Annotated in this window: 11 protein-coding genes; 4 read left to right on the top strand and 7 right to left on the bottom strand. The window is 63.5% G+C overall.

What is annotated here, in order from left to right; all coding sequences use genetic code 11:
• Position 1: 1 nt before the first annotated feature.
• Both RPG13_RS10345 and galE read right to left on the bottom strand, forming a co-directional pair.
• Complete coding sequence (locus RPG13_RS10345) at positions 2 to 1,252, bottom strand: D-amino acid dehydrogenase (protein ID WP_292706555.1); 1,251 nt, start codon at positions 1,250 to 1,252, stop codon at positions 2 to 4.
• A 103-nt stretch (positions 1,253 to 1,355) separates the two neighbouring features.
• Positions 1,356 to 2,351 (bottom strand): UDP-glucose 4-epimerase GalE, encoded by a 996-nt coding sequence (galE, locus tag RPG13_RS10340; protein ID WP_337124983.1) that lies wholly within the window; start codon positions 2,349 to 2,351, stop codon positions 1,356 to 1,358.
• Between the two features lie 275 nt (positions 2,352 to 2,626).
• Here galE and hemA point away from each other — a divergent pair, with 275 nt between their 5' ends.
• A complete protein-coding gene (gene hemA, locus RPG13_RS10335) occupies positions 2,627 to 3,904 on the top strand; it encodes a 5-aminolevulinate synthase (RefSeq protein WP_095488094.1) in 1,278 nt (425 codons plus the stop codon).
• Positions 3,905 to 4,296: 392 nt separating this feature from the next.
• On the opposite strand, the gene RPG13_RS10330 is transcribed toward hemA, so the two are convergent.
• Together RPG13_RS10330 and mscL are read right to left on the bottom strand one after the other, a co-directional pair.
• A complete protein-coding gene (locus tag RPG13_RS10330; protein WP_337124982.1) occupies positions 4,297 to 5,463 on the bottom strand; it encodes a pyridoxal phosphate-dependent aminotransferase in 1,167 nt (388 codons plus the stop codon).
• Positions 5,464 to 5,574: 111 nt separating this feature from the next.
• Positions 5,575 to 5,994: a large conductance mechanosensitive channel protein MscL gene (gene mscL, locus RPG13_RS10325; RefSeq protein WP_337124981.1), complete on the bottom strand. Its 420-nt coding sequence runs from the start codon at positions 5,992 to 5,994 to the stop codon at positions 5,575 to 5,577.
• A 236-nt stretch (positions 5,995 to 6,230) separates the two neighbouring features.
• On the opposite strand from mscL, the gene RPG13_RS10320 reads away from it, so the two are divergent.
• Positions 6,231 to 9,719 carry a PAS domain-containing hybrid sensor histidine kinase/response regulator gene (locus RPG13_RS10320; protein ID WP_337124980.1) on the top strand — a complete coding sequence of 1,163 codons (3,489 nt, stop codon included), beginning with the start codon at positions 6,231 to 6,233 and terminating at the stop codon, positions 9,717 to 9,719.
• Positions 9,720 to 9,754: 35 nt separating this feature from the next.
• Here RPG13_RS10320 and RPG13_RS10315 read toward each other — a convergent pair whose 3' ends face one another.
• Both RPG13_RS10315 and RPG13_RS10310 read right to left on the bottom strand, forming a co-directional pair.
• Complete coding sequence (locus tag RPG13_RS10315) at positions 9,755 to 10,414, bottom strand: response regulator transcription factor (protein ID WP_095488092.1); 660 nt, start codon at positions 10,412 to 10,414, stop codon at positions 9,755 to 9,757.
• A 125-nt stretch (positions 10,415 to 10,539) separates the two neighbouring features.
• A complete protein-coding gene (locus RPG13_RS10310) occupies positions 10,540 to 10,977 on the bottom strand; it encodes a hypothetical protein (protein WP_126103692.1) in 438 nt (145 codons plus the stop codon).
• A gap of 109 nt (positions 10,978 to 11,086) precedes the next feature.
• On the opposite strand from RPG13_RS10310, the gene RPG13_RS10305 reads away from it, so the two are divergent.
• Complete coding sequence (locus RPG13_RS10305; protein ID WP_164547042.1) at positions 11,087 to 11,437, top strand: DUF952 domain-containing protein; 351 nt, start codon at positions 11,087 to 11,089, stop codon at positions 11,435 to 11,437.
• A complete protein-coding gene (locus RPG13_RS10300; RefSeq protein WP_337124979.1) occupies positions 11,434 to 12,510 on the top strand; it encodes a quinone-dependent dihydroorotate dehydrogenase in 1,077 nt (358 codons plus the stop codon). Before RPG13_RS10305 ends, RPG13_RS10300 begins: the two co-directional genes overlap by 4 nt.
• 72 nt (positions 12,511 to 12,582) lie before the next feature.
• Here RPG13_RS10300 and RPG13_RS10295 read toward each other — a convergent pair whose 3' ends face one another.
• Complete coding sequence (locus RPG13_RS10295; protein ID WP_337127099.1) at positions 12,583 to 12,774, bottom strand: hypothetical protein; 192 nt, start codon at positions 12,772 to 12,774, stop codon at positions 12,583 to 12,585.
• Position 12,775 lies beyond the last annotated feature (1 nt).

Here is a 12,775-nt window from a genome sequence, read left to right as displayed (position 1 = left end):
TTTAGCCCCTGTAGACCAGCCCTTGCGGGTCGATCTCCGGGTTACGGCCGGCGACCAGATCGGCGAGGAATTTTCCGGAGCCGCAGGCCATGGTCCAGCCGACATGGCCGTGGCCGGTATCGAGATAGAGGTTGCTGTAGCGCGCCCGGCCGATGACCGGCACCGAGTTCGGCATCATCGGTCGCAAGCCGGCCCAGAGCTCGGCCTTTTTCTCATCGAAGGCACCCGGGAAAAGCTCCTTGCCGGTCCTGAACATGGCGGCGAAATCGCTCGGCTTGTGGGTGCGGTCGAAGCCGGTGAATTCGGCGGTCGAAGCAAGCCGCAGCCGATTGCCCAGCCGCGAATAGCCAATGAGCTGATCCTCATCGGCGCCGCCCATGGTCGGCCCCTTGCTCTCGTCCTCCAGCGGCACGGTCGCGGTGTAACCCTTGACCGGATAGACCGGCAGATCGATGCCGTAACGGCGACCGAGCAGCCCGCTTTCCGGTCCCATCGATATGACCACGGCGTCGCCGGCGACCGGGCCGGTCGAGGTCATCACCGCACGTATCCGATCGCCTTCGATGTCGAGGCCTTCGACTGACGTGCCGTAGAGAAATTGAACGCCGAGTTTCTCGGCGGCATAGGCAGCGAGGTTTTGGGTGAATTGGCTGGAATCGCCGGTCTGGTCGATCGGCGAATAGACGCCGCCGGCTATTCTGTCCTTGGCCCCGGCAAGGCCGGGCTCGAGCTCGACCAGCCGATCGCGGCCGACGATCTCGATCGGCAGACCGTGTTGGGCGAGATAGCGGTAATTGTCGGTGCCGCTATCAAAACTCTGCTGCGAGCGGAAGAAATAGAGAATGCCCTTCTTGCGCTCGTCATAGTGAATGCCGGTGTCGGCCGAGATGGCGTTGATGCAGTCGCGCGAATAGAGCGCAAGGCGCAGCTTGATGTCGGTGTTGGCGCGCAAGCGCGCTTGCGTGCACTGGCGCAGGAAGCGCAGACTCCAGGCAAAGAAATAGGGATCGAAGCGCAGCCGCACCTTGATGCCGAGATCATGGTTGTAAAGCGCGCGCAGGAACGTCTTCAGCGCGGCGGGCGAGGCCCAGGCGGTGGCGTCGCCTGGCGACATTAGCCCGGCATTCGATTGGCTGGTGCCGCGCGCCGCCGCTGGGTGGCGCTCGATCACCGTCACCTCGTGGCCGTCGCTCGCCAGATAGTAGGCGGCCGCGGTGCCGACGACGCCAGCTCCGAGCACCAATATTCTCATGCCGCCTCCCAAAGGTCACACGCGACCAAATGCGTCCACGCCTCGCCGCGCAGCTCCTTCAATAGCGCTTCTGCGTAGAGCTTTCGAGCCTAAGAACTTGGTCTCAGCTCCGCGCCGAATTCTTGCCGGTCAGGATGCGCTCCCAGGCGAGCGCGTCGGCGACAATCAGATCGAGGTCGTCACGTTCCGGGGTCCAGCCGAGTTCGCGGCGCGCCAGCTCCGAATTGGCAACCACCGCCGCGGCGTCACCCGGACGGCGCTCGCCCATCCGCACCTCGAAATCGTGGCCGAAGACGCGGCGAACGCTGTCGATGACTTCAAGCACTGAATAGCCGTGGCTGTAGCCGCAATTGGCGACGAGGCTTGCCCCGCCGGCGCGCAGCCGTTCCAGCGCCAGCCGATGCGCTGCCGCCAGATCGCTGACATGGATGTAGTCGCGCATGCAGGTGCCGTCCGGTGTCGGATAGTCGGTGCCGAACACCTGCATGAAGGAACGCTTGCCGAGCGCCGTCTCGGCGGCGACCTTGATCAGATGCGTGGCGCCCGGCGTCGACTGGCCGGTGCGGCCCTTCGGATCGGCGCCGGCGACGTTGAAATAGCGCAACGCCGTATAGCGCAAGCCATGGGCGATTGCGGCGTCACGCAGCATCCATTCGCTCATCAGCTTGGACAGGCCGTAGGGTGATTCCGGCGCAAGTCGGGCATCCTCGCGCACCGGTTCCAGCCCGGCGCCGCCATAGACGGCGGCGGTCGAGGAAAAGATGAAATTGGGCACGCCTTCGCGCACCGCGGTCTCGATCAGCGTGCGGGTCTTGCAGGTGTTGTTCTCGTAATAGCCGAGCGGGTCGGCGACCGATTCGGGAACCACGATGGAGCCGGCGAAATGGATGATCGCGTCGACCTTGTTGTCGCGAATGATCCCGCCGACCAGATCCTTGTCGGCGACATCGCCGACGACGAGCTTTGCCTCGGGCGCCACCGCCCACTCGAAGCCGGTCGAAAGCCGGTCGAGGACGACGACGCTTTCGCCCGCGTCCAGCAGCTCCCAGACCATGTGGCTGCCGATATAGCCGGCGCCGCCTGTCACCAAAACCGTCATCCGCGTCCTCGCTGCTCAAGATTTATCGGAAACTGTCTCAACACCCCCTTACTGGAAAGGCTGCCACTAGGCCATTAGTACCATTAGTGTCTGCGGTAACCAGTCTCATCGGCGCATGGCATCGTCCTGAAACAAAATTGATCCACATCAAGGGAATAGGCCATGATCCGTGGCCGTTAGGAACAGGCTTGGGGCGTGGCATTTTGACCAAAAAGGCCAAGTGGACGCCGAATAGGGCAATGATTATGATCCCACGCAAAAATTGGGAAGCCGAAATGAACTATCAGCGTTTCTTCGAAGACGCGATCGACCAGCTCCATGCAGAGCGTCGCTACCGCATCTTCGCCGACCTCGAGCGCATCGTGGGGAAATTCCCGCGCGCCATCTGGCGCGCCAACGGCCGCGCCCAGGAAATCACCGTCTGGTGCTCCAACGACTATCTCGGCATGGGCCAGCATCCAGACGTCATCGCGGCGATGCAGAATGCCGCCGGCAAGATGGGATCTGGCGCCGGTGGCACCCGCAACATCTCCGGCACCAGCAACCCGCTGGTCGAGCTTGAACTGGAACTGGCCGACCTGCACGACAAGGAAGCCGCACTCGTCTTCACCTCCGGCTTTGTCTCCAACGAAGCCTCGATCTCGACTATTGCGCGGCTCCTGCCCAACTGCCTGATCGTCTCGGACGAACTAAACCACGCCTCGATGATCGAGGGCGTGCGGCGTTCGGGCGCCGAGAAGAAGATCTTCCGCCACAATGACGTTGCCCATCTCGAAAGCCTGCTGCAGGCGGCGGGCCGCGAGCGCGCCAAGCTGATCGTCTTCGAGAGCGTCTATTCGATGGACGGCGATATCGCGCCGATCAGGCAGATCGTCGATCTTGCCGAGCGCTACAATGCCATGACCTATATCGACGAGGTCCACGCCGTTGGCATGTATGGACCGCGCGGCGGCGGCATCACCGAGCGTGAAGGGCTGGCCGACCGTATCGACATCATCGAAGGCACGCTGGCCAAGGCGTTCGGCACGCTCGGCGGCTATATCACCGGCACAAGTGCCGTGATCGATGCCGTGCGCTCCTACGCGCCGGGCTTCATCTTCACCACGGCGCTGCCGCCGGCCATCGCCGCCGCGGCGACCACTTCGATCCGCCATCTGAAGCGCTCGCAGGCCGAACGCGACGCGCAACTGCGTCAGGCGACGCGGACCAAGCAGGTTCTTACCGCCGCCGGCCTGCCGGTGATGGACTCCGCCACCCACATCGTGCCGCTGCTCGTCGGCGATCCCGAGCTCTGCAAGATGGCCAGCGACCGCCTGCTCGGCGTCCACGGCATCTATATCCAGCCGATCAACTACCCGACCGTGCCGCGCGGCACCGAACGGCTGCGCATCACTCCGACGCCGTTCCATTCGGATCATCTGATCGCGGAACTTCAGGATGCTCTCGTCGAGACCTGGGATGCTTTGGGCATACCCTATGGCTCGGCGGGCCGGCCGGCCGTGAGGGAAAGCGACCGCGTCATTCCGTTGCTGGTGCCGAAGTCCGGCGGGTGACCTCCGCCGCCGTGGGCATCATTGTGGTAGCTGCCCATCGGTGCCGCCTTATTCTTCAGTGTTGCGACGCTCAGTGGTCGCGGCATGGATCCTAGGGTCTACGCGACGTCGCTTCGCGACTGCTACGCCCTAGGATGACGAAGGCATGGTGGCCAGCGGCTAATCGCAAAAGGTTGGAGACCAGCGGCGACTGGCACAGCGAATACCGAGAAGCGTTGTGGCTGACGGCAATCGCGACTTCGGAGATTGGCGAAAAGCGACACACCCTTCGTCATCCTAGGGCGTAGCAAGGAGCGAGGCGCCGCGGCGCAGACCCTAGGATCCATGCCATTGCGTTGGCCAAGGAGTGCAACGGTTCGCGCTGTCCGACCTGGCGCGAACCTCAACAAACCTCAAGCAGTCTTCATCCACTTCGCCAGCCGGTGCGCGGCTTCCTCGAGCTGGTCGAGGCGGCGGTGGAAGCACAGCCTGAGGAAGGCCTCGCCGCCGGGGCCGAAGGCGGTTCCGGGCGCCAGGCCGACACTGGCGCGATCGACGATGTCGAAGGCGGCGGCGCGTGAATCGGTGATGCCGTCGATCGCGAAGAACAGATAGAACGCGCCTTGCGGCACGGTGAAGCGTGCCCTGCCGGTCGCAGCCAGGATGCCGCAGACCAGGTCACGCGCCGCCCTCGCCCGCTCCACCTGCTCGACGATGAAGGCGTCACCTTCGTCGAGGGCGACGACCGCGCCGCGCTGCATGAACTGGGCAACGCCCGAGGTCGAATACTGGACCAGATTTTCGAACACCTGCTGCAGCGAAGGATGGGTCTTGATCCAGCCGACGCGCCAGCCGGTCATCGCCCAGTTCTTGGAAAAACTGTTGACGAACAGGATGCGATCCTCGTCGGCCATGATGTCGATGAAGGAAGGCGCGCGACTATCGCCGTAGTGGAACAGCGAATAGATCTCGTCGGCGATGATCCACAGGCCCCTTTCGCGGGCAAGGTCGAGGATCGCCTGCAGCGTCTCCCTGTCGGCGGTCCAGCCGGTCGGGTTGGACGGTGTGTTGACGAACAGCGCCTTCGTCCTTGGCGTGATCGCCGCCTCGATCTTGTCGACGTCGCAGGACCAGCCATTGCCGGACTGGTCGAGCGTGACAGCGACCGGGATGGCGCCCGCTAGGCTGGCGGCAGCGGCGAAGTTGGGCCAGGCCGGCGACAGATAGACGACCTCGTCGCCATTGCCGGCGACCGCGTCGAGCGCCAGCTGGATAGCGTGCATGCCCGAACCGGTGACGATGAATTCTTCCTCGGCGAAACTCTTGCCGAAATGCCTGACGTAATAGCGGGCGAGCGCCTGCCTCAGCTCGGGGATGCCTTTTTGCCAGGTATAGAAGGTCTCGCCGCCGGCAAGCGCCCGGGAAGCGGCATCTGTGATGAAGGTGGGCGTCGGCAGGTCGCCCTCGCCGGCCCAGAGCGGGATCATGCCGTCGCGGTCGCGGCCGCGGTTCATGACGGCGACAATGCCGCTTTCCGGCGCAGCCCGGGCCTCGGCGCGCAAATTCTCGATCAGGGTCATGGATAGATCCGTTTTCGTCTTCTGGACTGCTAGCGTGTTTTGCGACAGGCGAAAATAGAAAACCCCGGCCGAAAACGACCGGGGTTTTGGTCCAGAGATCTTGCCCCTGCGCTATTTCCTGGCGAGGAGATCGCGAATTTCGGTGAGGAGCGCAACATCGGCCGGCGGCGCGGCAGGGACGGCGGGCTTTTCAGCTTCTAGCCGCCTGCGCAGATTGTTCACCGCCTTGACCATCAAGAAGATGATGAAGGCGAGGATGATGAAGTTCAGCACCACGGTGATAAAGCTGCCATAAGCGAAAACGGCGCCCTGTTTCTTGGCATCCGCCAGCGACGTGGCATTGACGGCAGAGGACAGGGCGAAGAAGTAATTGTTGAAGTCCAGTCCGCCCAAAATCGCGCCCACGACCGGCATGATGATGTCGTTGACCAGGGAATCGACGATTCTGCCGAAGGCGGCGCCGATGATGACGCCGACGGCCAGGTCCATCACATTGCCCTTGGAAATGAACTCCTGGAATTCTTTCAGCATTCGACCCTCCTTGTCATGACGGGGCCGTGCTGCCGCCCTACCCGCGCCTTTCGGCACCGGCCCACAGGCAAGATAGCAAAAACCTGCGGTTGCAGCATGGGCAAAAGACTGGTTTCCACGGCCAAATTTCCCGAAGCAGCCATCCTGCGCCGAAAGCCGCGATGGACTTGATCGCCAAGCTGTGATTGCGTCTCAGCAGGCCGGATGCAAAACCGGTAAGGGAGGATTATCAAGCCGTGCAGGGCTGGTTTATCGTCATCATCGCGATAGCCTATGTGACGTTGCTGTTCGTCATCGCCAGCCTCGGCGACCGGCGCTCGGCGGCATCCGGGCCTGGCCAGGCCCGCCCCTTCATCTATGCGCTCAGCCTGGCGATCTACTGCACCTCCTGGACCTTCTTCGGTTCGGTCGGCCTTTCCTCCGAGCGCGGCCTTGAATTCCTCGGCATCTATACCGGACCGGTGCTGGTGTTCGTGTTCGGCTTTCCGCTGCTTCATCGCATCGTCAGGTTGGCCAAGACCGAGAAGATCACCTCGATCGCCGACTTCCTCGGTGCCCGCTACGGCAAGAGCTTTACCGTTGCGGCGATCGCCACGCTGATCGCGACGATCGGCGCGGTGCCCTATATGGCGCTGCAGTTGAAGGCGATTTCCGGCTCGGTCAGCCTGATGGTCGAGCATTATACCGGCTCGCCACCCTCTTTCGATCCGTTCGTCAGTGACATCTCGCTGGTCGTTGCCATGCTGCTTGCGCTGTTTGCAGTGCTGTTCGGCACGCGCCACGCCGACGCCACCGAGCACCAGGACGGGCTGGTGCTGGCGGTGGCGGTCGAAACCGTGGTCAAGCTGGCCGCTTTCCTGGCGATCGGCCTGCTGGTGATCTTCCTGATCTTTGGCGGCCCAGGCGATATGGTCGACAAGCTCGCGGAGAATTCGCAAGTTCAGCAAGCGATGGGCTACAGGACGTCGCTCGCAACCTGGCTGGTGCTGACATGTTTGAGCGGCTTCGCCATCATCATGCTGCCGCGCCAGTTCTACGTCACCATCGTCGAAAACCGCAGCGAGGCCGAGCTGCGCACCGCGACATGGGTGTTTCCGCTCTATCTGGTGGCGATCAACCTTTTTGTGCTGCCGATCGCGCTCGCCGGCCTGGCGCTGGTCGGCACCAGGACCAGCAGCGACCTCTACGTCTTGTCGCTGCCGCTGCTCAGCGGCCACGATTTGCTGGCGATGGCGGCCTTCATCGGCGGCCTGTCCGCGGCGACCGCAATGGTGATTGTCGAAAGCGTCGCGCTGTCGATCATGATCTCCAACGACCTCGTCATTCCGCTGTTCGTGCGCCGCCTGCTCAGGACCACGACTTCCGAGAACGAGGACTGGTCGGCGCTCATCCTCAACGTGCGGCGGGCGGCGATCTTCATCATGCTGTTCATCGCCTTCCTCTACTATCGCGAGAGCACCGACAGCGCGCGGCTCTCCTCGATCGGCCTGATGTCCTTCGCCGCGATCGCGCAGTTCGCGCCGGCATTGATCGGCGGTTTGATCTGGCGCGGCGCCAACGGCAGGGGTGCTGCACTCGGCATGGTCGCCGGCATCGTCGTCTGGGGCTACACGCTGCTGCTTCCGTCGCTCGTCGCGTCCGATACCGGCATCGTCGTGCACGGCCTGTTCGGTTTCGAAGCGTTGCGGCCGCAAGCGCTGTTCGGCACCGTCGCCGAGCCGCTGAACCACGGCGTCTTGTGGAGCCTGTCGATCAACACGCTGTTCTTCGTGCTCGGCTCGCTGTCGCGCGCGTCGGTGCCGCTGGAACGCATCCAGGCGTCGATCTTCGTGCCGCGCGAGGCGGGCCCGATGCCGAGCCTGCGCCGCTTCCGCACCACCGTCACCGTCAATGACCTCAAGGACACGATCGCGCGCTATCTTGGCGTCGAACGCACCGAGCGGTCCTTTCAGACGTTCGAAGAGAGCAGTGGCGTTTCGTTGCACGGCAACGAGCAGGCCAGCATGGACGTCATCCGCTTCTCCGAGCAGCTTCTGGCGAGTGCGGTCGGCTCCTCCTCGGCGCGGCTGATCCTGTCGCTGCTGCTACGCCGCAACGACCGCGAATCCAAGGATGCCTTCCGCCTGCTCGACGACGCCACCGAAGCGCTGCAGCACAATCGTGACCTGTTGCAGATCGCGCTCGACCAGATGGAACAGGGCATCACCGTCTTCGACAGGGATTTTCGGCTGATCTGCTGGAACCGCCAGTATCGGGCGCTGTTCGATCTGCCCGACGAGATGGGCCAGGTCGGCGTCTCGCTCGATCGCATCCTGCGCCACCTTGCCGAGCGCGGCGACATTCCGGCCGACCAGAGGGTGGCGATGCTCAACCGCCTCACCAGTTTCGTCAGCCCCTGGCAGATGGAGCTGAAGACCAGCGGCCGCATCCTGGAGTTGCGTTCCAACCCGATGCCTGACGGCGGCATCGTCGCCACCTATGCCGACATCTCCGGACGCGTCGAGCAGGATCTGGCGCTCAAGCGCGCCAATGAATCGCTGGAACAGCGCGTCAAGGACCGCACCGTCGAACTGACCCGCGTCAACGAGGAGCTGGCACAGGCGCAGATGCTGGCCGAGGAGGCCAATCTCGGCAAGACGCGCTTCCTTGCTGCCGCCGGCCACGACATCCTGCAGCCCCTGAACGCCGCCCGCCTCTATTGCTCGTCGCTGATCGAAAAGGCCGGCAAGGGGCGGGCCGGCAAGGCGGCGATCAACATCGAATCCTCGCTGGAATCGGTCGAGACCATTCTCGGCGCGGTGCTCGATATCTCGCGCCTCGATGCCGGCGCGATGAAACCGGACGACACCGTCTTCAGCTTGGACGAGCTGCTGCGACAGATCGGCAACGACTTCCAGCCGCTTGCCGCCGAGAGGAAGCTCGGCCTGACGATCGTGCCGTCGTCGCTCAGCGTGATGACGGATCGCAATCTCCTACGCCGCCTGATCCAGAACCTCGTATCCAACGCCGTCAAATACACGCGCCGCGGCCACGTCCTGGTCGGGGTGCGGCGGCGCGGCGAACTGGTCGAGATACAGGTGATCGATACCGGCATCGGCATTGCCGGCGACAAACTGAACACGGTCTTCCGCGAATTCACCCGGCTCGACGAGGGTGCGCGCGAGGCCGAAGGCCTCGGCCTCGGCCTCTCCATCGTCGACCGCATCGCTCGCGTCTTGCGCCTCGAAATCCGGATCTTTTCGAACCCGGGCAAAGGCACGCGCTTTTCCGTCATCCTGCCGGTCGCGGCAGCGCAGGAGCCACGCCGCGAGATCGCGGCGAAAGCGTCGGTCCGCACCGCGGCTTCGCTTGCCGGGCTCCGCGTGCTCTGCATCGACAACGACGCCCGCATCCTCGACGGCATGCGGCTGCTGCTCGAAGGCTGGGGCTGCAGCGTCGACACATTTTCCGGCTCTGAGGATCTCGGGAGATCCGTCATGCATCGCCCCGACATCGTGCTTGCCGACTACCATCTCGACGGCGAGACCGGTCTCGAAATGATCGCTAAACTGCGCGCGATCCACGGCCAGGACATGCCGGCCGTTCTGGTCACTGCCGACCGATCGAGCGAGGTGCGCGCCACCGCCGCCAGGCTCGACGTGCCGGTGATCAACAAGCCGCTCAAACCGGCGGTGCTGCGCTCGATGATGGCCAGGGTAAGGCCACTGGCGTCGGCGGCCGAGTAACCATCACAACATTTTGTTGACCCCGGGTGCCGAGGTCAGATGGCTGCCGGCAGCGGGTCGCTGCCGATCTTGGACAGCAGGATCACCGCCTGGGTGCGGCTGTCGACGCCAAGCTTCTGCAAAATGGCTGAGACATGCGCCTTGATCGTCGCTTCGGAGACACCGAGTTCGTAGGCGATCTGCTTGTTGAGCAGCCCTTCGGCCAGCATGCCGAGCACGCGCGTCTGCTGCGGCGTCAGCGTTTGCAGCCGCTTGATCAGATCGGAGATCTCGGGATCGCGCTCGACGCCGAGATCGATGCCGGTGGGCGCAGCGATGTCGCCGGCAAGCACCGACTGCACAGCGCTGCGGATCTCCTCCATGCTGGCCGATTTGGAGATGAAACCCGAAGCGCCGAGATCGAGCGCGCGCCGGATGGTCACTGGGTCATCATGCGCCGATACCACCACCAGCGGCACCGTCGGATGGATGCCGCGCAGCGAGATCAGACCGGAAAGGCCGCTCGCGCCCGGCATCGACAGGTCGAGCAGCACCAGATCGACTTCCTCATTGGCCACGACCAGCGCCTTGGCGCTTTCGAAATCGCCGGCCTCGTGAATGCCGGCGACGTTGCCGATGCCGGCAAGCGCCTCTCTCAGCGCGCCGCGAAAAAGCGGATGGTCGTCGGCAATGACGAAAGTGTAGCCTGACGGCACATGGCCCTCCCCGAATCCCATTGATGATTGTCTGCTTCTTACGGGATCAGTCGACGATTATGCGGCGATATCTGCCATTTTCAAGCGGCAAGACTATGCGCCGGGTTTCTTCCGGTGACCGGTGCTCAGGTTTTTTGCGAATTGGGTTTGGCGCCATCTTCGCCGCTGTCCTTTTCCATGTCCTTGACGATACCCATGAAGCCGCGCAGGAAGCGCTCCATGTAGCTCATCGTCTTGTTGAAATCCTCTTCGCTGGGCAACGTCGACTCAAACCGGGCGGCCAGCGAGTTCTCGAGCTTGACGACGCGCTCGTCGAGCGCCTTCACCGAATTTTGCAGCCGGTCGACCTCGTCCTGGAAGGCGGCGCGTTCATCGGCCGCCATCTTGCAGACGAGCTGGCCGGCCCGCTCCTCGCAGATCGACATCGCACCGGTCTGCGTGTCCATGCGGACATAGCCGGTGGCCGATTTTTCCAGCCGGTAGCGGTTCGCTTCCTCGGAAAAGGCCGACGCCGCGACGAGCGAGACGAGCGCTGCGGGGATTAAGACGTGCTGCGGACGCATATTGTCCTCCATGGGCCAGTAGCGCAATTTATCGCATGTTTGCGCCGGAAATGGGGAAGAACTCTGGCGCACCCTTCCCCGCATGGTTGGTTCGGACTATAGCGCAATCATGTCTCAGATTATCTACAAGATAGTACCCGAACCGCTGTGGCGCGAGGCCGAAAGAAATGGCCGCTTCACCGGTGCGCCGATCGACGTCGCCGACGGCTTCATCCATTTTTCCACCGCCGGGCAGGCCAGGGAAACAGCTGCAAAACACTTCGCCGGCCAGACCGGGCTGCTGCTGGTCGCCATCGATGGAGCCAAACTGGGTGATGCGCTGAAATACGAAGTCTCGCGCGGCGGTGCGCTGTTCCCTCATCTTTACGGCCCGCTCGACCTGAAGGCCGTCGCCTGGGTGCAACCATTGCCGCTGGGCACCGACGGCCTCCACCAATTCCCGGCGCTGGAGGCCGAATGAGCGTGCTCGACCGGCTCGGCCAGAGGCTCCTGTTCGCATTCGATCCGGAAGCCGCCCACGGCCTGTCGATCGCCGCGCTGAAATGCGGGCTGCCGGTGGCCGGGCGACCGGTGCGCGACGACAGGCTGAAAGTCAGCGTCTGCGGCATCGATTTCCCCAATCCGCTCGGCATGGCTGCCGGCTACGACAAGAACGCCGAGGTTGCCGATGCGCTGCTTGGCCTCGGCTTTGGCTTTGCCGAGGTCGGCACGATCACGCCGCTGCCGCAGGCCGGCAACCCGAAGCCGCGCATTTTCCGGCTGACATCGGACGAAGCGGTGATCAATCGGCTGGGCTTCAACAATGAGGGTCACGAAGCCGCCGAGAAACGGCTTGCGGCCCGCAAGGGCCGCGCCGGCATCGTCGGCGTCAATATCGGCGCCAACAAGGATAGCGCCGACCGCGTCGGTGACTATGAACGCGGCGTTGTCAGGTTTGCGCCATACGCGACCTATCTGACGGTCAACATCTCCTCGCCGAACACGCCCGGCCTGCGCAACATGCAGGCGCGCCAGCAGCTCGGCGAGCTCTTGTCGCGCGTCATGGCCGCACGGGCGGCAGCGGCCGCGCAGCCGCCCGTCTTCCTCAAGATCGCGCCGGACCTGGTCGAGGCCGAGCTCGAGGATATCGCCGCCGAGGTCACCGAGAAGCGAATTGACGGCGTCATCGTCTCCAACACCACGATTGCGCGGACTGGCCTGCGCAGCGCCGGCCTTGCCGGCGAGGCCGGCGGGCTTTCGGGAAAACCGTTGTTCGAGCGCTCGACTATCGTGTTGGCCAAGATGCGCGAACTGCTTGGCCCGGACCGCGCCATCATCGGCGTCGGCGGCGTCTCTACCGCTGAGACGGCACTGGAAAAGGTCTGCGCCGGCGCCGATCTCGTCCAGCTCTACACCGGCATGATCTACGCCGGGCCTTCGTTGCCGGGCCGCATTCTTTCCGGAATGATCCGCTTCGTGGAAAAAGAGCGGCTCAAATCTGTCCGTGATCTGCGTGACAGCCGCCTCGACTTCTGGGCGTCGAAGCAACTGTAAATGCTCTAAAAAGCGTAGTGTCACAGTTCGAGATGCATCCGCTCACGACCCCTTTGGCTCATTCGTCCAGGGTCAATTGCGACTGACGATCCGCTCGCAGGTGGCGCCGCCGATAGCAGGCAACAACCCAAAAAGAAGCAACTGGGCAGTTCCGCCGACGCCAAAAATTGCGGAAAGAATGAACGCAGCGAGCAGCCCCAGCGCTGCGCCTAAGACATATGGCAGGTAACTTCGCACCAGCTTCCCCCAGAACAATTGCTGCATC

This window comes from Mesorhizobium sp. ISC15, assembly GCF_037162615.1.
Lineage (GTDB): Bacteria > Pseudomonadota > Alphaproteobacteria > Rhizobiales > Rhizobiaceae > Mesorhizobium > Mesorhizobium mediterraneum.
The sequence above is the reverse complement of the archived record's forward strand: the minus strand, read 5'-3'. Positions and strand labels throughout refer to the sequence as shown.